General features: G+C 63.2%; 24 protein-coding genes. 10 read left to right on the top strand and 14 right to left on the bottom strand.

What is annotated here, in order from left to right; translation table 11 throughout:
* Positions 1-113: 113 nt before the first annotated feature.
* A complete protein-coding gene (gene tyrS / locus ACN0X6_RS11165; RefSeq protein ID WP_417703932.1) occupies positions 114-1,316 on the bottom strand; it encodes a tyrosine--tRNA ligase in 1,203 nt (400 codons plus the stop codon).
* 181 nt (positions 1,317-1,497) lie between these two features.
* Here tyrS and ACN0X6_RS11160 point away from each other — a divergent pair, with 181 nt between their 5' ends.
* Both ACN0X6_RS11160 and ACN0X6_RS11155 read left to right on the top strand, forming a co-directional pair.
* Positions 1,498-2,913, top strand: coding sequence for a peptidoglycan DD-metalloendopeptidase family protein (locus ACN0X6_RS11160; protein WP_417703930.1), 1,416 nt, complete (start codon positions 1,498-1,500; stop codon positions 2,911-2,913).
* 3 nt (positions 2,914-2,916) lie between these two features.
* A complete protein-coding gene (locus ACN0X6_RS11155; RefSeq protein ID WP_417703928.1) occupies positions 2,917-4,008 on the top strand; it encodes an anhydro-N-acetylmuramic acid kinase in 1,092 nt (363 codons plus the stop codon).
* A 50-nt stretch (positions 4,009-4,058) separates the two neighbouring features.
* On the opposite strand, the gene erpA is transcribed toward ACN0X6_RS11155, so the two are convergent.
* The 4 genes from erpA to argC form a co-directional block, all read right to left on the bottom strand.
* Positions 4,059-4,409 (bottom strand): iron-sulfur cluster insertion protein ErpA, encoded by a 351-nt coding sequence (gene erpA, locus ACN0X6_RS11150; protein ID WP_160019897.1) that lies wholly within the window; start codon positions 4,407-4,409, stop codon positions 4,059-4,061.
* Between the two features lie 72 nt (positions 4,410-4,481).
* The gene (locus ACN0X6_RS11145; RefSeq protein WP_417703927.1) at positions 4,482-4,892 is read right to left on the bottom strand and encodes a bactofilin family protein; all 411 of its coding nucleotides are present in this window, start codon (positions 4,890-4,892) and stop codon (positions 4,482-4,484) included.
* The gene (locus tag ACN0X6_RS11140) at positions 4,882-5,625 is read right to left on the bottom strand and encodes a DUF6776 family protein (RefSeq protein ID WP_417703925.1); all 744 of its coding nucleotides are present in this window, start codon (positions 5,623-5,625) and stop codon (positions 4,882-4,884) included. The genes ACN0X6_RS11145 and ACN0X6_RS11140 overlap by 11 nt, the downstream gene beginning before the upstream one ends.
* The gene (gene argC, locus ACN0X6_RS11135) at positions 5,622-6,656 is read right to left on the bottom strand and encodes an N-acetyl-gamma-glutamyl-phosphate reductase (protein WP_417703924.1); all 1,035 of its coding nucleotides are present in this window, start codon (positions 6,654-6,656) and stop codon (positions 5,622-5,624) included. Before argC ends, ACN0X6_RS11140 begins: the two co-directional genes overlap by 4 nt.
* Positions 6,657-6,790: 134 nt before the next feature.
* Between argC and hemJ the strand changes: the two genes are divergently transcribed.
* The 5 genes from hemJ to ACN0X6_RS11110 all read left to right on the top strand — a co-directional run bounded on the left by hemJ (position 6,791) and on the right by ACN0X6_RS11110 (position 11,527).
* Positions 6,791-7,219 carry a protoporphyrinogen oxidase HemJ gene (gene hemJ / locus ACN0X6_RS11130; protein WP_417703922.1) on the top strand — a complete coding sequence of 143 codons (429 nt, stop codon included), beginning with the start codon at positions 6,791-6,793 and terminating at the stop codon, positions 7,217-7,219.
* Between the two features lie 199 nt (positions 7,220-7,418).
* Positions 7,419-8,381, top strand: coding sequence for an NAD(P)H-dependent flavin oxidoreductase (locus ACN0X6_RS11125; protein ID WP_417703921.1), 963 nt, complete (start codon positions 7,419-7,421; stop codon positions 8,379-8,381).
* Entirely contained in the window at positions 8,378-9,640 is a 1,263-nt protein-coding gene (locus ACN0X6_RS11120; RefSeq protein WP_417703919.1) for an alanine racemase, read from the top strand. Before ACN0X6_RS11125 ends, ACN0X6_RS11120 begins: the two co-directional genes overlap by 4 nt.
* Before the next feature lie 126 nt (positions 9,641-9,766).
* Positions 9,767-10,729 carry a DUF805 domain-containing protein gene (locus tag ACN0X6_RS11115; RefSeq protein ID WP_417703917.1) on the top strand — a complete coding sequence of 321 codons (963 nt, stop codon included), beginning with the start codon at positions 9,767-9,769 and terminating at the stop codon, positions 10,727-10,729.
* Between the two features lie 9 nt (positions 10,730-10,738).
* Positions 10,739-11,527 (top strand): SDR family NAD(P)-dependent oxidoreductase, encoded by a 789-nt coding sequence (locus ACN0X6_RS11110; RefSeq protein ID WP_417703915.1) that lies wholly within the window; start codon positions 10,739-10,741, stop codon positions 11,525-11,527.
* Between the two features lie 6 nt (positions 11,528-11,533).
* On the opposite strand, the gene ACN0X6_RS11105 is transcribed toward ACN0X6_RS11110, so the two are convergent.
* Positions 11,534-13,015: an AAA family ATPase gene (locus ACN0X6_RS11105; RefSeq protein WP_417703940.1), complete on the bottom strand. Its 1,482-nt coding sequence runs from the start codon at positions 13,013-13,015 to the stop codon at positions 11,534-11,536.
* Positions 13,016-13,138: 123 nt separating this feature from the next.
* Between ACN0X6_RS11105 and ACN0X6_RS11100 the strand changes: the two genes are divergently transcribed.
* Together ACN0X6_RS11100 and coq7 are read left to right on the top strand one after the other, a co-directional pair.
* On the top strand, positions 13,139-13,966 hold the full coding sequence (locus ACN0X6_RS11100) for a formylglycine-generating enzyme family protein (RefSeq protein WP_417703914.1): 828 nt from the start codon (positions 13,139-13,141) through the stop codon (positions 13,964-13,966).
* Positions 13,967-14,027: 61 nt separating this feature from the next.
* Entirely contained in the window at positions 14,028-14,675 is a 648-nt protein-coding gene (gene coq7 / locus ACN0X6_RS11095) for a 2-polyprenyl-3-methyl-6-methoxy-1,4-benzoquinone monooxygenase (RefSeq protein WP_417703913.1), read from the top strand.
* Positions 14,676-14,721: 46 nt separating this feature from the next.
* Here the strand turns inward: coq7 and ACN0X6_RS11090 are convergent, their stop codons facing one another.
* Positions 14,722-15,144 (bottom strand): OsmC family protein, encoded by a 423-nt coding sequence (locus ACN0X6_RS11090; protein WP_003463479.1) that lies wholly within the window; start codon positions 15,142-15,144, stop codon positions 14,722-14,724.
* A 234-nt stretch (positions 15,145-15,378) separates the two neighbouring features.
* Between ACN0X6_RS11090 and crp the strand changes: the two genes are divergently transcribed.
* A complete protein-coding gene (gene crp / locus ACN0X6_RS11085) occupies positions 15,379-16,023 on the top strand; it encodes a cAMP-activated global transcriptional regulator CRP (RefSeq protein WP_017675648.1) in 645 nt (214 codons plus the stop codon).
* 49 nt (positions 16,024-16,072) lie between these two features.
* Here crp and trpC read toward each other — a convergent pair whose 3' ends face one another.
* The 7 genes from trpC to gabD all read right to left on the bottom strand — a co-directional run bounded on the left by trpC (position 16,073) and on the right by gabD (position 23,524).
* The gene (gene trpC, locus ACN0X6_RS11080; RefSeq protein ID WP_417703910.1) at positions 16,073-16,912 is read right to left on the bottom strand and encodes an indole-3-glycerol phosphate synthase TrpC; all 840 of its coding nucleotides are present in this window, start codon (positions 16,910-16,912) and stop codon (positions 16,073-16,075) included.
* Positions 16,909-17,955, bottom strand: a complete 1,047-nt coding sequence (gene trpD, locus ACN0X6_RS11075) for an anthranilate phosphoribosyltransferase (RefSeq protein ID WP_417703909.1) — start codon at positions 17,953-17,955, stop codon at positions 16,909-16,911. The genes trpC and trpD overlap by 4 nt, the downstream gene beginning before the upstream one ends.
* A complete protein-coding gene (locus ACN0X6_RS11070) occupies positions 17,952-18,548 on the bottom strand; it encodes an aminodeoxychorismate/anthranilate synthase component II (protein ID WP_417703907.1) in 597 nt (198 codons plus the stop codon). Before ACN0X6_RS11070 ends, trpD begins: the two co-directional genes overlap by 4 nt.
* A gap of 13 nt (positions 18,549-18,561) precedes the next feature.
* Positions 18,562-20,052 (bottom strand): anthranilate synthase component I, encoded by a 1,491-nt coding sequence (trpE, locus tag ACN0X6_RS11065; RefSeq protein WP_417703906.1) that lies wholly within the window; start codon positions 20,050-20,052, stop codon positions 18,562-18,564.
* A 308-nt stretch (positions 20,053-20,360) separates the two neighbouring features.
* Complete coding sequence (locus ACN0X6_RS11060) at positions 20,361-21,041, bottom strand: phosphoglycolate phosphatase (RefSeq protein WP_417703905.1); 681 nt, start codon at positions 21,039-21,041, stop codon at positions 20,361-20,363.
* Complete coding sequence (rpe, locus tag ACN0X6_RS11055; RefSeq protein WP_417703903.1) at positions 21,038-21,712, bottom strand: ribulose-phosphate 3-epimerase; 675 nt, start codon at positions 21,710-21,712, stop codon at positions 21,038-21,040. The genes ACN0X6_RS11060 and rpe overlap by 4 nt, the downstream gene beginning before the upstream one ends.
* A gap of 351 nt (positions 21,713-22,063) precedes the next feature.
* Entirely contained in the window at positions 22,064-23,524 is a 1,461-nt protein-coding gene (gene gabD, locus ACN0X6_RS11050) for an NADP-dependent succinate-semialdehyde dehydrogenase (RefSeq protein ID WP_417703901.1), read from the bottom strand.
* Positions 23,525-23,528 lie beyond the last annotated feature (4 nt).

The raw sequence follows: 23,528 nt of genomic DNA, 5'->3' as shown, positions 1-23,528 counted from the left end.
CCCCTCTTTTAAACTTAACTTATTGATTAACAAGAAGTTTTTGAAGAGCTTCATCGCTGAAGTGGCGCGCATTCTACCGCCAGCAGAATGCACGTCAAGCAGAAATTGCAGTTTTATGACTCGGACTTGAGGGCGATACGCGCAAAGGCCTTCTTGCCGGCCTGACAGACGTGAGTCGAACCCAGCCTGAACAGGAAGGTGCGATCAACCACTTCACCATCGACACGCACACCGCCCGAACCCAACAGGTCGCGAGCAACCGCAGCATTCTTCACCAGGCCTGCCTTATTAAGGACGGACGAGATCGGCATATCTTCAGTCGAGTGCAGTTCGACCTCGGGCAGATCCTCCGGCAGCTCGCCATCCTTCATGCGGTTACCTGCGGAGCGGTGCGCATTGGCAGCCGCCTCTTCGCCATGGAAACGTGCAACGAGCTCTTCAGCCAGCTTGATCTTGATGTCACGCGGGTTCGCCCCCTGCTCGACATCGCGCTTGAACTGCTCGATCTCCTCCATGGAACGGAAGCTGAGCAGCTCGAAGTAACGCCACATCAGGGCATCAGGCATGGAGACGAGCTTGTTGTACATCACGCCCGGCGCTTCCTGGATGCCGACATAGTTGCCCAACGACTTGGACATCTTCTTCACGCCATCGAGACCTTCCAGCAACGGCATGGTGACGATGCACTGCGACTCCTGACCATAGGCGCGCTGCAACTCGCGTCCCATCAGCAGGTTGAACTTCTGATCGGTACCACCCAGCTCGACATCGGCCTTGAGCGCCACGGAGTCGTAGCCCTGAACCAGCGGGTAGAGAAACTCGTGAATGGCGATCGGCTGGTTGCTGCTATAGCGCTTGTCGAAGTCATCGCGCTCGAGCATGCGCGCCACGGTGTACTGCGACGTCAGACGAATGAAATCGGCAGGCCCCATCCGATCCATCCAGGTGGAGTTGAAGGCCACCTCGGTCCTGGCCGGATCGAGAATCTTGAAAACCTGCTGTTTATAGGTCTCGGCGTTATCCAGAACCTGCTCGCGGGTCAGCGGCGGACGGGTAGCGCTCTTGCCGCTGGGATCACCGATCACTCCGGTGAAGTCGCCGATCAGGAAGATCACCTGATGGCCGAGCTCCTGAAACTGACGCAGCTTATTAATAAGGACGGTGTGACCGAGATGCAGATCCGGCGCGGTAGGGTCGAAACCCGCCTTGACCCGCAGCGGCTGACCACGCTTGAGCTTTTCGACCAGCTCAGCCTCAACCAGAACCTCTTCTGCACCGCGCTTGATCAGCGCCAGCTGCTCTTCGACCGACTTCATGACAGAACCCGCAACCACTGGAAATTGAAAGGGAACCAACCATACAAGATCGCGGACTAATTACAAGTTTTGCCCAGGGTAAGCGCCCTGAGCGCCCGTTCGGCATGTCAAGGGTTGCCCCAAGCCGATTTTGGTTATATTTTATACAGTTAATGCACATTCCAAGAAAACGCCTCACGCCATGACGCAAAATATTCCCAAAGCCCCGCCCTACCCTAAAAGCCATATCCTGGCTGCTAGCGGTGTAGCTGCGCTGCTGAGCCTGGCTCTGCTGGTGTTTCCTTCGCGTGAAGTCGAAGCGCAGAAAACCTTTCTCGACCTGGATCTCGGTAACGATACCGAGCAGGTGCTGCAGGAAAAGGACGATCTCCGAGCGGGACAGCCAGTGCCTGGCGCCGCTTCGCCCTTCGCCAAGATCGAGCAAAGCGCGAACAGCGCAGCAGACGCTGACAAAGACCTCCCAGAAACAGCCGACACCACTCCTCCTTCCGACCCCAACCACCACAACATCACGGTCAGCAATGGCGATACGCTTTCTACCGTGTTCGCCAAGGTCGGTCTGAACGCCAATGATCTGCACGAAGCCCTCAATAGCAGCAAGGACGCCAAGCAGTTCAGCCGTCTCAAAGTGGGCCAGGTGCTGGACTTCGAGCTGAACGAAGACGGCAAGCTGAAGAATCTGCAGAGTAAGCTCAACGATCTGGAAACCATTCGCCTCAGCCGTACCGATAAAGGCTTTGACTTCGAGCGTGATCAAATCAAGCCTGAGGTGGTCACCGCATACAGCCGCGGCGTGATCAACAGCTCGCTGTTCCTTTCCGCCAAGCGTGCGGGCCTGTCTCATAGCCTGACCATGGACCTGGCCAACGTGTTTGGCTACGACATCGACTTCGCCATGGATATTCGTGAAGGTGACGAGTTCGAGGTGATTTACGAAGAGAAGGTGGTGAACGGCAAGCCCGTAGGCACCGGCAACATCCTTTCGGCGCGTTTCACCAATCGCGGCAAGACCTACACCGCCGTGCGTTACACCAGCAAGCAGGGCACCACCAGCTACTACAACGCCAATGGCGAAAGCATGCGCAAGGCGTTCATCCGCACGCCAGTGGACTTCGCTCGCATCAGCTCGCGCTTCTCCACGGGTCGCAAGCATCCGATCCTGAACAAGATCCGTGCACACAAGGGCGTCGACTATGCCGCACCACGCGGCACGCCGATCAAGGCTGCCGGTGACGGTCGCGTAGCACTGGCAGGGCGTAACGGTGGCTACGGCAATACCGTGATCATCCAGCACGGCCAGCGCTATCGCACCCTTTACGCACACATGCAGGGTTTTGCCAAAGGTGTTCGCAACGGTGCGAACGTCAAACAAGGCCAGATCATCGGCTATATCGGTACTACCGGGCTCTCCACCGGCCCTCACCTGCACTATGAGTTCCAGGTCAACGGCGTACACGTCGACCCACTCAGCCAGAAGCTGCCGATGGCAGACCCCATTGTAGCGAGCGAGAAGCCGCGCTTCATGCAACTGAGCAAACCGCTGATGGCACGCATGGACCAGGAAAAGGCCACCATGCTAGCCGCCAACCAGCAGTAAGCCGTGCCCCTCTATATTGGCGTGATGTCCGGCACCAGCCTGGACGGACTGGACATCGCGCTGATCGATCAGGATCAGCGCCCTCACCTACTCGCCACGCTCTACCGCCCCATGCCAGAACAACTGCGTAGCGACCTGCTGGCGCTGTGCACCTCTGGCAATGATGAACTGGCACGCGCAGCCATTGCAGAACAGCGCTGGGTGGAACTGGCCGCTGCCGCTATCAACGAACTGCTGCAGCAACAGAACCTGACCGCGCAGCAGATTCGCGCCATCGGCAGCCATGGCCAGACGGTGCGCCATGAACCGGCGCGCGGCTTCACCATCCAGATCGGCAACCCGGCGCTGCTGGCCGAGCTCACCGGTATTTGCGTGGTCGCAGACTTTCGTCGTCGCGATGTGGCCGCCGGCGGTCAGGGGGCTCCTCTGGTCCCGGCCTTCCATCATGATCTGTTCGGCAATGGCCAGCGACAGATCGCCGTGCTCAATGTCGGTGGTTTCAGCAATCTCAGCCTGCTTTCACCTGGCCAGGAAGTTCTGGGATTCGACAGCGGCCCCGGAAACGTTCTGCTCGATGCCTGGATTCAGCACTGCCAGGGGCTGGCCTATGACCGTGACGGTGCCTGGGCATCCAGCGGCAAGGTAAACACCGAGTTGCTGTCGCGACTACTGAGCGATCCCTTCTTCGCCACCCAGGGACCGAAGAGTACCGGTCGCGAACTGTTCAACCTCGACTGGCTGCTTGGCCATCTGCAAGCATCGTCGCGACTGGCCAGCGAAGACGTTCAAGCCACCCTGGTAGAACTCACCGCATGCAGTATCGTCAGCGCCCTACGCAACGCGCAGGCTCACACGGATGCTCTGCTGGTGTGTGGAGGTGGCGCGCACAACGCGTGTCTGATGAAGCGCCTGCGCGAGATGCTGGCTGGAACCGAGGTGAGCAGCACCGCGACTGAGGGCGTAGATCCGGACTGGGTCGAAGCCATGGCCTTCGCCTGGCTGGCACATTGCGCGCTTGAGGGCATTGCTGGCAATCGCCCGAGCGTGACCGGCGCCAAAGGCCTGCGCGTGCTCGGCGCGATCTACCCGGCCTGAAAACGAAAACGCCGCGCATCGAGCGCGGCGTCTGTCATCAGGCGAAGCATTCAGATCGAGAAGGACGACCCGCAACCACAGGTGGTGGTGGCATTGGGGTTCTTGATCACGAAACGCGAACCTTCCAGCCCTTCCTGATAGTCGACCTCGGAGCCAGCCAGATACTGGAAGCTCATGGCATCGACCACCAGGCTCACGCCTTCACGCTCGACGATGGTGTCATCCTCGGCCACGTCCTCATCGAAGGTAAAACCGTACTGAAAGCCCGAGCAGCCGCCGCCCGTGACGAACACGCGCAGCTTCAGGCGCGGATTACCCTCTTCATCGACCAGGTTCTTCACCTTGCTGGCCGCGCCTTGGGTAAAGTGCATGGGGGCAGGGGTGAAGGTTTCGACGCTCATTCTGGACTCCCGGCGCCATGCGCCATACTGCTTTGGGCGTGCATTATCCGCTTGCCCTACAAAATTGGTCAACTATTGCTCGATTTCCAGCGTAGCCGGAAGCTCGAGTGGCCGCTCACCATCCTTGATATGACAGAGACGTCCCTCGATCTGCGCCCCCATGGCCATCTCCATCAGGCCGTAATGCAGGTTGCCGCGAACCCGGGAGCGTGAACCCAGCTCAAGATGGCCGCTGGCGAATACATCACCACTCACCTCGCCATCGATCACTATATGGGGTGCCCGTATCTCACCTTCAACCAGGCCGCCTGCACTCACGCGCACCAGCCCTTCGGTAGCCAGCAGATTACCGGTGACCCGACCATCCACTTGCACCGCGCCCTGAAAGCGCATGTCGCCCACCAGCTCGGCGCCAGCGGCAATCAGGCTGGTCTTGCCGCTGAAGCGCTGCAAATCGGGTTTGGTCTTGTCTTTACTCCACATGGGTGGCTATCGCTCCTGATTTTATCCATTCGAATGTACGGCTCAGCGGCTTGTCTCCCTCGACCTCCGCCTGAACCTTGACCTGATGCGGCTCGAAGCCCTCGGGCAGTTGTAGCTCGCCGAAACGCCCCGCTTCAGGGAAGGACTGGAAGTGCTTGAAGGAGAACGCAATGCGGCTCTCGCTTACCTCATCGGACAGCGCTGCCAGCTCCAGCGTGGCCGGCTTACCGTTCTGCTGCCCTTCGACAGTAATACGCAAATGCCCCTGCAAGGCCTCATCACTGGTACCGACTCGACTCAGCAGCACCTTGTAGCGGAATCGCTGCGACACGTCCGTGGCTTGCAGCTCAAAGGCGCGAATGCGAATGCCTTCTCGACGACTGGCAGGTGCCAGCACGCCTTTGTAGAAAGCCAGATCCTGTTGTTGCTTGAAGATCTGCTCCTCCAGCAGCTTGATGGTGCGACGACTCTGCTCCATGGCCTGCTGCGTGACCTTGTCGCTACTGCCGACCACCGCCAGGCGCTGGCGCAGCAACTCCAGCTCCTGCTCCTGTTCGGCAAGGCGAGTCAGCAGTGCCTGCGTATCCTCGGGCGCCTGCTGAGGTTGCGCCTGCGGCCAGTACCATCCCAGGGCAAAGGCCGCTGGCAGGGCGAGCACCAGCAGCAGCTGCAGCCAACGGCGTCGGCGCTCGCGACGAGGATCGCTGAGGCGGACCTCCCAGCCCGGTATCACGGCAGCAGGGCCGCGTGCGACAAGCCGAGACGCTCGTCGAGACCGAAGAGGATGTTCATGTTCTGCACCGCCTGGCCGGAGGCCCCCTTGACCAGGTTGTCGATCACTGACAGCACCACCACCAGATCGCCGCCCTGCGGACGGTGCACGGCGATGCGGCAAACGTTGCCTCCGCGCACGCTCCGGGTTTCCGGATGGCTGCCAGCCGGCATCACATCGACGAAGGGCTCGCCGGCGTAACGCTCCTCGAACAGCGCCTGAAGATCGACCGAGGTATCGGCCACGCGCGCATAGAGGGTCGCGTGAATGCCACGAATCATCGGCGTCAGGTGTGGGACGAAGGTCAGGCCGACGTCGCCGCCTGCGGCCTGGCGCAGACCCTGACGAATTTCCGGGAGGTGACGGTGGCCCTTGACCGCGTAGGCCTTCATGCTCTCGCCGGCCTCACAGAACAGCGAGCCAACGCTGGCGCCTCGGCCAGCACCGCTGACACCGCTCTTGCAGTCGGCGATCAGGCTAGCGGTCTCAGCCAGTCCGGCTTCGAGCAGCGGAATCAGACCCAACTGAGTAGCGGTCGGGTAGCAGCCGGGCACGGCAATCAGGCGCGCAGACCTGATCGCCTCGCGGTTGACCTCGGGCAGACCGTACACCGCCTCTTTCAGCAGCTCGGGGGCGCCGTGCGGCTGGCCGTACCACTTGGCCCACTCCTCGGCGTCCTGCAGACGGAAGTCGGCGGAGAGGTCGATTACCCGCGTACCCGCAGCCAGCAACTCGCCAGCCAGCGCATGGGCCACGCCGTGCGGGGTGGCGAAGAACACCACGTCACAGGCGCCCAGGGTGACGACATCCGGCACGCTGAAGGCGAGATCGGGGTAGTGGCCGCGCAGATTGGGGTACATCTCGTCGACGCGCAGGCCGGCCTCGGAACGGGAAGTGATCACGGTCACCTCTGCCTGCGGGTGTTGCGCCAGCAGACGCAGCAATTCGACACCGGTGTAGCCCGTGCCGCCGACGATACCGACCTTGATCATCACATGCCCCTTTGCAAAAGCCATTGGAAAGTTGCCGATGATAAAGCCGCATCGGCCAAGCTCCAACCGCAGAGGTGACGCAGACCGTCGGCTGCCTCTACTATCGAGGCCATTTTTCAGCGCGGGAAGCGAAAATGCTCTATCTCTGGCTCAAGGCTCTGCACATCATCGCCATGGTCTGCTGGTTCGCCGGCCTGTTCTATCTGCCGCGTCTGTTCGTCTATCACGCCATGAGCAGCGACGCCGCCAGCCACGAACGTTTCTGCACCATGGAGCGCAAGCTGTATCGCGGCATCATGATCCCCTCGATGATCGCCACGCTGGGCCTGGGCATCGGGTTGCTCAGCCTCAATTCGGCGTACTACTTCACCCAGGGCTGGATGCACGCCAAGCTCACGCTGGTGGTGGCCCTGGTGATCTATCACCATCTGTGCGGCGCTCAGCTCAAGCGCTTTGCCCGCGGCGAGAACAGCCGCAGTCACGTGTTCTATCGTTGGTTCAATGAAGCGCCGGTGCTGGCCCTGCTGGGCATCGTGATCCTGGTCGTCGTCCGCCCCTTCTAGCAGGCCGTTGAAAAACTACCTGAGTTGCCATTGCTGCGTTAAAAACAGGCTCGTGCGCGAGTCCGATCAAAATGCTCATTTACAACGCGTAAAGTCGGTCGCGACCCCGGCCGTTTTTCGCCTGTTTTTGCGGGGCCGCCATCGGTATTGCAATGTCTGCCTCGCCTGCATTTTTCCACAACCTGCTGAGGAGTTCGCCATGTCTCTGCCTGCCCTGCTCGAACAACGCTTGCGCCTGCCTCTGGTCGCTGCGCCGATGTTTCTGGTATCCAACCCGGCGCTGGTCAGTGCCTGCTGCAACAACGGCATCGTCGGCAGCTTTCCGGCCCTGAACCAGCGTGAGAGCGCCGGTTTCGCCGCCTGGCTCGACGAGATCGAAGCCAGCCTCGCGAGCAACGCCGCGCCCTACGCCGTCAATCTGATCGTGCATAACAGCAACCCGCGCCTGCAGGCAGACCTGGCCATCTGCGTCGAGCGGCGCGTGCCCATCGTCATCACCAGCCTGGGCGCGGTGAAGGAAGTGGTCGATGCCGTGCACAGCTATGGCGGCCTGGTGTTCCATGACGTGACCACTCGCCGCCACGCCGAGAAAGCTGCCGAGGCCGGCGTGGACGGCCTGATCGCCGTGGCAGCTGGCGCTGGCGGCCACGCCGGCACCTGGAGTCCCTTCGCCCTGCTGGCTGAGATTCGTCAGTTCTTCGACAAGACCGTACTGCTGTCCGGCTGCCTCAACCACGGCCACGAAATGCTTGCCGCGCAGCTGCTCGGTGCCGACCTGGCCTATATGGGCACCCGCTTCATCGCCACGACCGAGAACAATGCCTCGGCCGATTACAAGGCGATGATTATCGGCGCACGGGCCGCCGACATCATCCACACGCCCGCCGTGTCCGGCGTGCCGGCCAGCTTCATGCGCCAGAGCCTGGAACAGGCCGGCTACGACCTGAAACAGCTGCAGAACAAGGGTGATATCAACTACGGCGAGAAACTCAAGCCGATGGATGAAGAAGCCAAGGCCTGGAAAACCGTCTGGTCGGCCGGCCAGGGCGTTGGCGGCATCGACGACCTGCCTTCGGTGCAGGAGCTGGTAGCGCGACTCGACCACGAATATCGCGCCGCACTGACACGTAGCCAACAGCTGGGGCAACGCTGGCCGCGATGAAACGTCGCCACCTGCTGGGGCTGGGCGCGCTCGGCCTGCTCGGTGGCTGGGCGCTGCGCCCGGCCGATCGGGGTCGCGAGCATGACGCCTACTTCGCCGAACTCAACCGGCAACTGCAGCGCGATGGCGAGGGCATCCCCACCCTGCTGCTCGATCTCGATCGCCTCGACGCCAACGCCGACCTGCTGGCTGCCAGACTGGGCGGCCGCCTCCCGCTGCGCCTGGTCACCAAGTCACTGGCCAGCACCGGTCTGCTGGAGTACCTGGCCAAGCGTCTGCAGACCCAGCGCTTCATGGTCTTTCATCAGCCGCAACTGAACCGCCTGGCCAGGAGCTTTGCCCAGGCCGACCTGCTGCTTGGCAAACCCATGCCGGTCGCCGCCGCGCTGAACTTCTATCGCCAGCTTGCGCACCACCTGGATTTCGATCCTGACCGCCAGGTGACCTGGCTGATCGACAGCCAGCAACGCCTGATGCAATACAGTGAACTGGCCAAGGCGCTGGGGCGACCGCTGCGCATCGCGCTGGAAATCGACCTTGGCCTGGAACGCGGCGGTTTCGCCACGCCGCAGGCGCTGGCTGAGGCGCTGCAGCAGCTTCGTCAGCAGCCGGCACTGCGACTGCAGGGGCTGATGGGTTATGACGCACATGTCGCGCACAGCCCACCCTGGCAGAATCAGCTGCGAGCATTCAGCGAGAGCGATGCGCGCTATCGACAATTGCTCAGCAGCGCTCAGGGGTTCAGCGATCTTTGGCCAGCAAAGCCGCTGCTCAACGGTGCTGGCAGCCTGACCTACCTGCTGCACAGCCAGCAGGAGACTTCGCTCAATGAAGTCGCCGTCGGTTCCGCCCTGCTCAAGCCCGCAGAGTTCGACACGCCACTGCTGGCCGAGCATCAGCCAGCCCTGTGGATCGCCAGCCCCGTACTCAAGGTGGTCGACGGCGGCCTGCCCTATCTGCAACCGCTCCAGCCCCTGATCGGCGCCTGGAACCCCAACCGCAAGAACGCCTACTACCTCTACGGCGGTCGCTGGCCGGCGCAGCCCGTCTCACCGGTCGGGCTCGACTACGACGAACTCTACGGCCGTAGCGCCAATCAGGAGCGCCTGACGGGGGGTGAAGGCACACGACTGACGAGCAACGACTGGGTATTTCTGCGCCCCGCGATCAGCGAAGGTGTGCTGGGCGATTTCAGCGAAATACGTCTACTGCGCCGCGGCCAACTGGTCGGCCGCTGGAGCACAATAGGCAACGCCTGAAAAATAGCCATGAGCGGCGCGTCAGGCCGCTTGTATATTGGCCTCGCGGCACTCTAGGCTTATGCCTCGCCTGTTGCTCAACGGGCGCTTCGCTCCCTCCCACTTCCCGCCGACAAGGAAGCTCGCATGAATCAACCGCGCTACAAGATCGTGTTCGACGGCCAACTGATGCCCGAAGCATCGTTGGAAATGGTCAAGACAAACCTGGCCCGCCTGTTCAAGAGCGACCTTGCTCGTATCGACAGTCTGTTCAGCGGAACGCCGGTGGCGCTCAAGCGTGATCTGGGCGAAGGCGAGGCGGAGCAGTACCTCAACGCGCTGCAAAAGGCGGGCGCCAAGGTGCGCAAGGAGCTGGATCAGGCCGCCAGCCTGAGCCTGGTGCCGACCGAAGCCGAAACCGAGCAGGCCATGGAGGCCGCTACCTCGAACATGACCTGCCCCAAATGTGGCCATGAGCAAGCCAAGGCGAGCGAGTGCTGCGCCTGCGGCATCATCATCGACAAATACCTCGCCCGCCAGGCACAACTGGCCGAGGCGGCTCCTGCCCCAGCTCCCGTCGCTGCGACTGCATCGCCCTACGCGCCACCCCAGGCAAATGTCGCCGAGCAGTTGCCGCAGTACTCCGAGCTCAAGGTCCTCGGCGTCAGCGGCCGGATCGGCCGCGTGCGTTATCTGGGCTGGCTGATGGCGATGACGCTGTGTTTCATCCCGATCATGTTGATCGGTACCGGCCTCGCCGCGATGTCCTCGACCCTGGCCATGTTGGCGCTGGGCATCGTCAGTATTGCTGCTGTGGTGATCGGCATCTTCATCGGCGTGCAGCGTCTGCATGACATCGGCTGGTCCGGCTGGCTGCTGCTGGTGCACCTGATCCCGCTCGTCGGCAGCGTGTTCGCCCTGCTGCTGCTGATCATCCCCGGCACCCAGGGCGTCAACCGCTACGGCCCGCCACCGCCCCCCAACAGCACGGCAGTCAAGGTGCTGGCCTGGTTGTTCCTGCTGATCCCCATCAGCGGCATCGTCGCCGCCATCGCCATTCCCCAGTACCAGGGCTATGTCGAGCGCGCTGCCGAGTTTCAGGATCAATAATCCTCGACCATGCGCAGCTATGCACTGATCACCGGCGCGTCCAGCGGCATTGGCCTGGCATTGGCCGAAGCCCTGGCACGCCGTGGGCGCAACCTGATTTTGGTAGCGCGCCAGCGTGATGCGCTGGAAAGCATCGCCTGCGAGTTGGCGCAACGCTTCGGCGTCGACGTGCTGTTTCGTCTCTGCGACCTGAGCGAGCCGCTGCAAGTGTCCGGCCTGCTGCTGGAGCTGGAAGAAGGCCAGTGGCATGTCGATCTGCTGGTGAACAACGCCGGCCTCGGCTGCGCCGGTCCGTTCCTGGAGCAGGACTGGAGTCGCGAGCTGGAGCAGCTGGAAGTCAACGTGCTGGCGCTGACTCGCCTGTGTCACGCACTCGGTCAGCGCATGGCCGAGCACGGCAGCGGGCAGATCCTCAACGTCGCCTCGGTCTCGGCCTTCCAGCCCGGCCCCTGGATGAGCAGCTACTACGCCAGCAAGGCCTATGTGCTGAACTTTTCCGAGGGTTTGCGCGAAGAGCTGAGAGGCCGAGGCGTGCGTGTATCAGTACTGTGCCCCGGCCCGACCCGCAGCGCCTTCTTCCGTGCGGCGCAGATGGACGTCACGCGGATTGCCGGCAGCAAGCTGATGATGAGCGCCGAAGAAGTCGCGCTGATCAGCGTTCGCGCGCTGGAAAAGAACCGCGCCATCATCATTCCCGGCTGGCGCAACCGTCTGCTGGCCCTGAGTCCGCGCCTCGCCCCGCGCTGGCTGGTGCGCAAGCTCAGTGGTCGACTGACCCGCCCCTTCACCGGCGCCTGAGCAGGTTCAGCCGGCGTTGACCGTGCGCCCATCGGCCCACTCGCGCAACGCCGTCAAGCGCTCGGCCATGACCACCGACAACGGCGCCGTGCTCTGCAGCGCGCGCAGCAACAACCCCTGATCGACCGCCTGCTGCTGCGCCTGACCCGCGTACAGCGCGCTGACCACTGCCTGCTCGATCTCGGCGCCGGAGTAGCCCTCACTGGCAGCAGCCAGTTGCACAAGATCGAAGCCGCCGGGTTCCAGTTCACGGCGTTGCAGGTGAATACGGAAGATGTCGGCCCGCACCTCGGCACTGGGCAGGTCGACGAAGAACAGCTCGTCGAAGCGCCCCTTGCGCACCAGTTCGGGCGGCAGACGGTCGATGGCATTGGCTGTGGCCACCACGAACACTGGCGCCTTGCGCTCGGCCATCCAGGTCAGCAGGGTGCCGAGCACGCGCTGGCTCACGCCGCCATCGTGGTCGCCACTGGCAAGGCCCTTCTCCACCTCGTCCATCCACAGCACGCAGGGCGCCATCTGTTCGGCCAGACGCAGCGCCTCGCGCAGGTTGCGCTCGGTCTCGCCGAAGAACTTGTTGTACAGGCAGGCAAAATCCAGGCGCAGCAGCGGCAAGCCCCAGAGTCCGGCAACGGCCTTGGCCGCCAGGCTCTTGCCCCCGCCCTGTACGCCGACCAGCATCACGCCTTTCGGCGCATCCAGAAGCTTGCCCTCGATAAAGCCGGCCTGGCGTTCGGCCAGCCAGCGCTTGAGATTGACCAGCCCGCCGACTTCGGCGAAGCGTGCGGTGTCGTATTCGAAGCTGAGCACGCCCTCCAGATCCAGCAGCTGGAACTTGGTCTTGTTCAGCTCGGGGATGTCTTCCTGGGTGATCGCACCGTCATCGCAGATCACGTTGCGCGCCAGCGCGCGTGCCTCGGCGTGGCTGAGGCCGCGCAGGTTCTTCACCACCTGCTGCAGGGTACGGTTGTCGGTACGCACGCGCGCGCCGCGATTGCCTTCGCTCCATCGCGTCGCCTCATCACGCACGATGCCCAGCAGCTCGTCTTCCGACGGCAGCGCGAGACTGAAGCGCGCCGCGAAACGCTGCACTTCGGCAGGCAGCTTGAGCGCATGCGACACCAGCACCAACGTCGGCTTGTGCGCCGCCTCGCTCATGGCGATTTCCTTGAGCAGGCGCACCAGCCTGGGGTTGTCATCGATAAAGGGATGCAGGTCGCACATCACGTAGAGGTTCGGCTGCAGATCGGCCTTGATCATGCGCAGCGCCGCTTCGGGCTCGAGGGTCGCAGACTCGTCCACCGCTGCGCCGCCGAAGCCCAGACGCTGCAAGCCCTCGGTCACCGACCAGGTGTGCAGGCCAAGACCGCGCTTGACCGCCAGCCCGGTGAGGGTTTCCAGCACGCGCAACTCGTCCCAGGACTCGATCACCACCAGCTTGACCTTGGAATCCAGCACCAGTCCAAGATCATGAATATCGTTCTTCAACACCGGCTCCTTGTGAGATTTGGCCAGCCAGGCACGCAGGGTTACCATCCGCGGTTTCACAGAATCGAGAACTTGCAGCATGGACCGCCTGAACACGCAGATCGTCGCCGGAGGCATCACGTCATGCAAGTGCTGAAAGCGCGTCGCGTCACAGTATCGATGGCCATCGCAGCCGGCCTGCTGGTCAACCTGCCGGCCGTCGCCAGCGAAACCATCAGCGACCCGCTGCCCGGTGGCGCCCTGGGGCCCGAAATGGTGGTCATTCCGGCGGGCGAGTTGCGCATTGGCGATGCCAGCGGGCGCGGCAACGACAACGAGCGCCCGCAACGATCGATTGCCTTCGATCAAGCCTTCGCCATCGGCCGCTACGAAGTCACCTTCGCCGACTGGCAGAAGTACGCCGACGCCAACGAGCTGCCCATGCCTGACAACGAGGGCTGGGGCCTGTCGGCGCAACGCCCGGTGATTCATGTGTCCTGGCGGGACGCTCACGCCTACACCCAGTGGCTGTCACGCGAGACGGGTGCGCGCTATCGCCTGCCGACCGAAGCCGAGTGGGAATATGCCGCACGAGGTGGCAGCCAGAGCTACTACTGGTGGGGCGAGCAACTCGACAGCGATGAGCAGGCGCCGCGCGCTCACTGCCGAGGTTGCGCCAGCTCGCGTCTGCTGCGCAACAAGACGGCAGCCGTCGGCCAGTTCCCGGCCAATGGCTTCGGCTTGCACGACACCGCTGGCAATGTCTGGGAGTGGACGGCCTCGAACTTCACCCAGCGCTTCGACGGCAGCGAAACGCAAAGCGCCGGCCTGCTCGACAGCAGCCCTCGCGTGGTGCGCGGCGGCGCCTGGAACAGCGGCCCGACATACCTGCGCAGCAGCATGCGCGACCTCAAGCAACCGCATCATCGCGACTATGCCCTGGGGTTTCGCGTGTTGCGCGAGCTGCCTTGAGCGCGGACGACCTGGCGACTTTGCAGTAAACTAGTGCCGTTGTTACTTCTGGAGGTGCCCCATGGCCAGCGAACGCCAGTATTCCCCCGTCGACCGCCTGCTGCTGCAAGCCGATGCCGCGCTGCGCACACTGCTGCCATTCAGCGGTGCGTCGGGTCGCCCATCGCCTGCCATCGTGCACAACGAAACCGAGCTGAGCAGCGAGGAGTCGCGCCACGTCGCCGGCCTGATGCGCATCAATCACACCGGAGAAGTGTGCGCCCAGGCGCTCTATCAGGGCCAGGCGCTGACCGCCAAACTCCCGCAAGTGCGCAGCGCCATGGAGCATGCGGCCGATGAGGAAATCGACCACCTGGCCTGGTGCGAACAGCGCATTCGTGAACTGGGCAGCCAGCCCAGCGTGCTCAACCCGCTGTTCTACGGTCTGTCCTTCGGTGTTGGCGCCGTTGCCGGACTGGTCAGTGATCGCGTCAGCCTGGGCTTCGTCGCTGCCACAGAAGATCAGGTGTGCAAGCATCTGGACGAGCACCTGGAGCAACTGCCCGAGCACGACACCAGGTCGCGCGCCATCCTCGAGCAGATGCGCATCGACGAACAGGAGCACGCCAACAGCGCCCTGGCGGCAGGCGGTGTGCGCTTTCCGGCGCCGATCAAGTTCGGCATGACCTTGCTGTCGCAGGTCATGACCAAGAGCACCTACCGCATCTGAAACGAACGAGGGCGCCAATCGGCGCCCTCGTTACTTCCAGCAAACCTCAGCCCAGCTCGACGATTTCGTAATCGTGGCTGATGTCCACGCCGGCACGACCCAGCATGATCGAGGCCGAGCAGTACTTCTCCGCCGACAGCTCCACCGCCCGCTTCACCTGAGCCTCTTTCAGCCCACGCCCCTTGACCACGAAGTGCAGGTGGATCTTGGTGAACACCTTGGGCTCCTCGTCTGCGCGCTCGGCGTCGAGGAACACCTCGCAGCTTTCTACCGGCTGGCGACCCTTGCGCAGAATGCTGACCACATCGAAGTTGCTGCAGCCACCGAGGCCGATCAGCAGCATCTCCATCGGCCGAATACCGAGGTTACGGCCACCGGCATCGGGCGGACCGTCCATCACCACGGCATGGCCACTACCGGACTCGCCGAGGAACAGAGCTTCACCGGCCCATTGCACACGCGCTTTCATCGATATTGGCTCCCAGAGTGGAAAAGTTCGGCAGATTATCACAGGCAGGCGGCAATCCGATGTGCGCCGAATGCGCGAAAGTTCCACACCGGAACGTTACCCAGGTCGCAAAAAACTCCTCGGTCATAGTATGTCTGTTAAGCTGGCGTCGGAATGCTGTCACACTTGGCCGGATAACAAATAAGAAATTGCCGTTGGACAAAGGCCTTCACTTTTCATATTCGGGACTCGGGCATGGTTGCTATTACCCTTACACCAAAGATCAAGAACCTCGACAAGCTTCTCGCGCATTGTCATCGCCGTCGTTACACCGCCAAAAGCACCATCATCTACGCAGGTGATCGCTGCGAAACCCTGTTCTTCATCGTCAAGGGCTCGGTCACCATCCTGATCGAGGATGACGATGGCCGTGAAATGATCATCGCCTACCTCAACTCCGGCGACTTTTTCGGCGAGATGGGCCTGTTCGAGAAGGATGGCTCGGAGAAGGAACGCAGCGCCTGGGTTCGCGCCAAGACCGAATGCGAAGTAGCGGAAATCAGCTACGCCAAGTTCCGTGAGCTGACCCAGCAAGACCCCGAAATCCTCTTCGCTCTCGGCAGCCAGATGGCCGAGCGCCTGCGCAATACCACGCGCAAGGTCGGCGACCTGGCCTTCCTCGATGTCACTGGCCGTGTTGCCCGCACCCTGCTCGACCTGTGCAAGCAGCCGGACGCCATGACCCACCCGGATGGCATGCAGATCAAGATCACCCGTCAGGAAATCGGTCGCATCGTCGGCTGTTCCCGCGAGATGGTCGGCCGAGTGCTCAAGTCCCTGGAAGAACAGGGCCTGGTGCACGTCAAAGGCAAGACCATGGTGGTCTTCGGCACGCGCTGAACCTGTCTCCATAAAAAAGCCGGCTTGATTGCCGGCTTTTTTATGCGTGCTATTCGGGGTCGGTACCGATCACGGCTGGTCGCCCGCGCTCGGGAAAGAACAGACGCTGCAATTCGCTGCCCGGACTTTCCGCACGCATGAAGGCTTCACCGACCAGGAAGGCATAGACCTGGTTGATCTCCATCAGCTCGACATCGGCGCGATTGAGAATGCCGCTCTCGGTCACCACCAGGCGATCACGCGGAATACGCGGCAGCAGGTCGAGGGTGGTTTCCAGGCTGACATCGAAGGTGTGCAGGTTACGGTTGTTGATCCCCACCAGCGGGGTATCCAACGTTTTCAGCGCACGCTCCAGCTCGGCGCCGTCATGCACCTCGACCAGCACGTCGAGACCGACGTCCTTGGCCACCGACGCCAGCTCGGCCATGCGCACGTCATCCAGGCAGGACACGATCAACAGCACGCAGTCGGCGCCCAGCGCACGCGCTTCGACGATCTGGTAGGGATCGACCATGAAGTCCTTGCGGATCACCGGTAGCGCGCAGGCGGCGCGCGCCTGCTGCAGGTACTGGTCGGCGCCCTGGAAGAAATCGATATCGGTCAACACCGACAGGCAGGTGGCGCCGCCCGCTTCGTAACTGCGTGCGATATCCGCCGGCACGAAGTCGGCGCGCAGCACGCCCTTGCTCGGCGAGGCCTTCTTGATCTCGGCGATCACGGCCGGCTGCTTGCGTGCAGCCTGTTCGAGCAGCGCGCGGGCAAAGCCACGCGGTGCGTCGGCACTGCGCGCAGCAGCCTCGACCTCGGCCAGGCTGACCTGAGCGCGACGGGCCGCGACTTCCTCGAACTTACGGGCGACGATCTTCTCCAGTACGGTTGGCACGCTCACCCTTCGTTCTCCTGTTTGAATACCGCGGTAAAGGACACCAGCTCTTCCAGCTTCTCGCGCGCCAGGCCGGTGTGCAGGGCGTCATGCGCCAGTTGCATACCTTCGCGCAGGCTGCTGGCATGGTCAGCAGCATAGAGCGCCGCGCCAGCGTTGAGCACGATCATGTCGGCGGCCTTCTGGCCGTTGTCGGTCTTGCGCCGGCCGAGGGCATCGTGGATCAGCGCCAGCGACTGCTCGGCGTTGTCGACGGTCAGGCCGATCAGGCTCTGACTCTTGATGCCGAAATCCTCAGGCTGGATGCGGTACTCGCTGACCACGCCATTTTTCAGCTCGGCGATGAAGGTCGGCGCGGCCAGGCTGATCTCGTCCAGGCCATCCTGCGCGTGTACCACCAATACGTGCTCGCTGCCCAGGCGCTGCAGCACTTCGGCCATGGGGCGGCACAGCGCCTGGCTGAATACGCCGATGACCTGATGCTTGGCGCCTGCCGGGTTGGTCATCGGGCCAAGCATGTTGAAGAGGGTGCGCAGGCCCAGCTCGCGGCGCGGGCCGATGGCGTGCTTCATCGCGCCGTGATGCGAGGGGGCGAACATGAAGCCGACGCCGACGCTCTCGACACAGCGCGCTACCTGCTCGGGCTTGAGCCCCAGGTAGACGCCGGCGGCTTCCAGCAGATCGGCACTGCCACTCTTGCCGGAGACTGCGCGGTTGCCGTGCTTGGCCACCTTGCCGCCAGCCGCCGCGACGACGAAGGCCGCCGCGGTGGAGACGTTGAAGATGTTCATGCCGTCGCCACCGGTGCCGCAGGTATCGACCAGACGCTCGGCGTCGATCACCACGGGCGCGGCCAGCTCGCGCATGACGCTGGCGGCGCCGACGATCTCGTCGATGGTCTCGCTCTTCATGCGCATGCCCATGAGGAAGGCGCCGACCTGCGCGTCGGTGCACTGCCCGGTCATGATCTCGCGCATCACCGCCTGCATTTCCTCGGTGGTCAGATCGAGCTGGGTGACGATGCGGCCCAGGGCTTCCTTGATATTCATGCGCGCACGCCTCCGGTCTGCTTGAGGAAATTGGCGAACAGTTCGTGGCCCTGCTCGGTGAGGATGGATTCGGGGTGGAACTGCACGCCCTCGATGTTCAGGGTCTTGTGGCGCAGGCCCATGATCTCGTCGACCGAGCCGTCTTCATGCTGGGTCCAGGCGGTGATTTCCAGGCAATCCGGCAGGGTTTCACGCTTGACCACCAGGGAATGATAGCGGGTCACGGTGAGCGGGTTGTTGAGGCCGGCGAACACGCCCTTGTCCTCATGGAACACCGGGCTGGTCTTGCCGTGCATCACCTGGCGCGCACGCACCACGTCGCCGCCGTAGGCCTGGCCGATGCTCTGGTGGCCGAGGCAGACGCCGAGAATCGGCAGCTTGCCGGCGAAATGCAGGATGGACTCGATGGACACACCGGCCTCGGTCGGCGTGCAGGGGCCGGGCGAGACGACAATGCGCTCGGGCTGCAAAGCCTCGATCTCGGCGATGCTCAGCTCGTCGTTGCGGATCACGTGCACGTCGGCACCCAGCTCGCCCAGGTACTGCACGACGTTGTAGGTGAAGGAGTCGTAGTTATCGATCATCAAAAGCATGGTACGGCTCCTCTTATTCCTGGGCCTGGACGGCAGTCTGTTCGGCGAGTGCGACAGCGCGGAACATGGCGCGGCGCTTGTTCAGGGTTTCTTCCCACTCCAGCGCGGGCACCGAGTCGGCGACGATGCCGGCGCCGGCCTGCACGTGCAGCTCGCCGTCCTTGATCACCGCCGTGCGAATGGCAATCGCGGTGTCCATGTTGCCGTTCCAGGCGTAGTAACCGACCGCACCGCCATAGACGCCGCGCTTGACCGGTTCCAGCTCGTCGATGATCTCCATGGCGCGGATCTTCGGGGCGCCGGACAGGGTGCCGGCCGGCAGGATGGCACGGAGCGCGTCCATCGAAGTCAGGCCCTTCTTCAGCTCGCCAGTGACGTTGGAAACGATGTGCATGACGTTGGAATAACGCTCGATGACCATCTTCTCGGTGAGTTTCACCGAGCCGATTTCCGAGACGCGCCCGGTATCGTTGCGACCCAGGTCGATCAGCATCAGGTGCTCGGCGACTTCCTTGGCATCGGCCAGCAGGTCTTGCTCCAGCGCCAGGTCGGCCTCTTCGGTGGCACCGCGCGGGCGGGTGCCGGCGATGGGCCGCACGGTGACCAGATTGTCCTCGACACGCACCAGCACCTCGGGCGACGAACCCACCACATGGAAATCGCCGAAGTTGAAGAAGTACATGTAGGGCGTCGGATTGATGCAACGCAGTGCGCGGTACAGGTCGATGGGCGCCGCCTTGAACGGAATCGACATGCGCTGGGAAATCACCACCTGCATGCAGTCGCCCGCCAGGATGTAATCCTTGATGGCGCTGACCGAGCGCTCGTAATCCTCGCGACTGAAGCTGGAGCGGAACGCGGGCTCTTCGCCCGCAGGCTTGTTCAGATCCACACCCAGACGCGGGGTGAACGGCTGACGCAGCTTGTGCAGGATTTCCTGCAGTTGCGCCTGGCCACGCTCGAAGGCCTGCGCCTCGGCCGGATCAGCCAGCACGATGGCGTGCATCTTGCCCGCCAGGTTGTCGAACACCACCACGGCATCGGAGACGTTGAGCAGGATATCCGGCGTGCCCAGCGCATCGGGATTGACCCCGGCAGCGAGCTTGGGCTCCACGTATCGAACGCTGTCGTAGGCGAAGTAACCCACCAGACCACCATTGAAACGCGGCAGCCCGGCGATGGTCGGCACCTTGTAGCGCGCCTTGAACTGCTCGACGAAGGCCAGTGGATCGGCGCACTCGTGGCGCTCGACCTCGACGCCGTCGGTGGTGATCACCACCTCATGACCCTGCACACGCAGCACGGTGCGCGCCGGCAGGCCGATGATCGAGTAGCGGCCCCACTTCTCGCCGCCCTGCACGGATTCCAGCAGGTAGGAGTTGGGCGCATCGGCCAGTTTCAGGTAGATCGACAGCGGCGTGTCGAAGTCGGCGATGGTTTCGCAGGCAAGCGGAATGCGGTTGTAGCCTTCAGCGGCTAAACGCAGGAATTCTTCATGGGTCATGATCAGCCTCATGGCTCGGGGTAAACGGTCGGGTGCAAACGGGCCGCGCGGCGGCGGCAGGACGAGATCAGGCGCGCCAGCGCCAACGGGCCAGAGCCTTGATCACTTTCATCCAGAGTTTGCAGCTAACCACCACGGTGCGATCTCGACAGGCGGGGGAATAAGGAGAGCGGCCACGTTAGCAGCTACACGCTACACGCTGCAAGCTGGGCAAGGCGATCGCTGTTCAGCCGTAGGGTGGACGACGCTTCACCCGTCCACCGGCAAGGTCATGTCGGTGGATGAATACCGCGCGAGCTGCCCCGCCCCTACAACAACTCGGCCAGGTTATCGACCACCAGGCTTGGCCGCTCCTCGGCAATCGGCCGGCCGTGGTTGTAGCCGTAACTCACGGCGACGCAGGGCACCGCGGCAGCGCGCGCGGCCAGCACGTCGTTGCGCGAGTCGCCGACGAACAACGATTGCGCCGCCTCGACCCCGGCCAGACGCATCACCTGCAACAGCGCAGCCGGGTCGGGCTTCTGCTGCGCCAGGGTGTCACCGCCGATGATCCAGCGGAAATAGCCGCCCAGGCCGACCTGCTCCAGCAACGGCGCGACGAAGCGCTCCGGTTTGTTGGTCACCACGGCGAGCTCGACGGCCGCCGTGCTCAGCGCTTCGAGCAGCTCGTGCACGCCGGGATACAACGCGGTCAGGTGATGACAGTCGGCATAGATATCGAGAAAGCGCGCCAGCGCCTGCTCGGTTTCAGCCTCGCCCACAGCGGCATGCTCCAGGCCACCGGCCAGGGCGCGGCGCACCAGCACCCGCGCGCCGTTGCCGACCCAGTCACGGACCTTTTCAACGCCAGCTGGCGCGCGGCCCAGCTCGACCAGCATGCGGTCGACCGCTTCGGCCAGGTCCGGCACCGAGTCGATCAGCGTGCCGTCCAGGTCGAACATCACCAGGCGCGGCAGCTCACCGCCGCACAATGCGCGCAGCGGTTTCATCCACGCACCTGGGCCAGCTCGGCGCGCATGGCATCGATCACCGCCTTGTAGTCCGGCTGGTTGAAGATGGCCGAACCGGCAACGAAGGTGTCGGCGCCCGCCTCGGCGATCTCGCGAATGTTCTGCACGTTGACGCCGCCGTCGATCTCCAGGCGAATCTCGCGGCCACTGGCATCGATCAGCGCGCGGGCTTCGCGCAGCTTGTCGAGGGTGCCGGGGATGAACTTCTGCCCACCGAAACCGGGGTTGACGCTCATCAGCAGGATCATGTCGACCTTGTCCATCACGTACTTGAGCACGTCCAGCGGCGTGGCCGGGTTGAACACCAGGCCGGCCTTGGCGCCACCGGCCTTGATCAGCTGCAGGGAACGGTCGATGTGCTCGGAGGCTTCCGGGTGGAAGGTGATGTAGGAGGCGCCGGCCTCGATGAAGTCACCGATGAGGCGATCCACCGGCTTGACCATCAGGTGCGCGTCGATCGGCGCGGTAATGCCGTACTTGCGCAGCGCCGAGCAGACCATCGGGCCGATGGTCAGGTTGGGCACGTAGTGGTTGTCCATGACATCGAAGTGGACGATGTCCGCACCGGCGGCGAGTACGTTGTCCACTTCCTCACCCAGGCGGGCGAAGTCGGCGGAAAGGATCGACGGGGCGATGGCGAAGGGTTGCATGGCGCACCTCTAAGGGCTTGGGTCACGGTGGCGCGCATTGTAACGGCTGTGGCGCCTTCGATCGACCGAAGCCAGCTTGGCGTAGGGTGCGACATGCCGAAGGCTTGTCCACCATGGTTCGGCTGCGACGCAGCATGAAGAAAAGGTGGACAAGCTTCGCGTTGTCCACCCTACGCACTGGGGCGCGCATTGTAGCGGCTGTAGAGCCTTCAATCGACCGAAGCCAGCTTCGCGTAGGGTGCGACATGCCGAAGGCTTGTCCACCATGGTTCGGCTGCGACGCTGCATGACAAAAGGCGGACAAGCTTCGCGTTGTCCACCCTACTCAAGGCACCGTGGGAGCCGCCGGCCTCAGATACCACCCAGGCAGAGGTACTTGATCTCCAGGTACTCATCCAGCCCGTACTTGGAGCCCTCGCGACCCAGGCCCGAGGATTTCATGCCGCCGAATGGCGCCACTTCGTTGGAAATCAGCCCGGTATTGATACCCACCATCCCGTACTCCAGCGCCTCGGCTACACGGAAGGTGCGGCCCAGGTCACGGGTATAGAAGTAGCCGGCCAGGCCGAACTCGGTGTCGTTAGCCTGACGCACGACTTCGGCTTCGTCACTGAAGCGGAACAGCGGCGCCAGCGGGCCGAAGGTCTCTTCGCGCGCCACGCGCATATCCGCCGTGACACCGGTGATGACCGTGGGCTCGAAGAAGTGCCCGCCCAAGGCGTGCGGCTTGCCGCCCTGCAGCAGCTTGGCGCCCTTCTCCAGCGCATCGGCCAGGTGAGCCTGCACCTTGGCCACGGCATTGCCATCGATCAGCGGGCCAATGACGACGCCTGCTTCATCACCCGGCCCAACCCGCAGCCTGGCCACGGCCGCGGCCAGCTTTTCGGCAAAGGCGTCGTAGACAGCCTCGTGTACATACAAGCGATTGGCGCAGACGCAGGTCTGCCCGGCGTTGCGGTACTTGGCGACCAGCGCACCTTCGACCGCCGCATCGAGATCGGCATCCTCGAAGACGATGAACGGCGCATTGCCACCGAGTTCCAGCGAAAGTTTCTTCAGCGTCGGTGCACATTGCTCCATCAATTTGATGCCGACACCGGTGGAGCCGGTGAACGACAGCTTGCGCACGATGGGGTTGGCGCACAGCTCGGCACCGACGTCCCGAGAACGCTCGGCATCGGCCGGCAGCACACTGAACAGCCCGGCCGGGATCCCCGCACGCTCGGCCAGCACCGCCAGCGCCAGCGCGCTGAACGGTGTCTGCGGCGCCGGTTTGAGCACCATGGCGCAGCCAGCGGCCAACGCCGGACCAGCCTTGCGGGTGATCATCGCCGCCGGGAAGTTCCAGGGCGTGATGGCAGCCGCCACGCCAATGGGTTCCTTGCTCACGATCAGGCGCTTGTCCGCCTGATGACCGGGAATGGTGTCGCCGTAGACGCGTTTGGCCTCTTCGGCGAACCATTCGATGAAAGATGCCGCATAAAGCACCTCACCGCGCGCCTCGGTCAGCGGCTTACCCTGCTCGGCCGTCATGATCCGGGCCAGGTCTTCCTGATTGGCCAGCATCAGCTCGTGCCATTTGCGCAGTCGTGCCGCCCGCTCCTTGGCTGTCAACGCACGCCAGGCGGGCTGGGCAGCCTGCGCCGCCTCGATGGCCTGACAGGTCTGCGCGGCGCCGATGTTCGGCACGCTGCCCAGCGACTCGCCGTTGGCAGGGTTGAAGATTTCAGTCACATCGCCATTACTGGCGTCACACCACTGGCCGTCGATATAGGCCTGATGGCGCAGCAGATCGGGATCGTTCAGTTGCATGATT

Origin of the sequence: Pseudomonas sp. (assembly GCF_048269965.1) — a bacterium.
In the GTDB taxonomy this organism is placed as follows: Bacteria; Pseudomonadota; Gammaproteobacteria; order Pseudomonadales; family Pseudomonadaceae; genus Aquipseudomonas.
The sequence above is the reverse complement of the archived record's forward strand: the minus strand, read 5'-3'. Positions and strand labels throughout refer to the sequence as shown.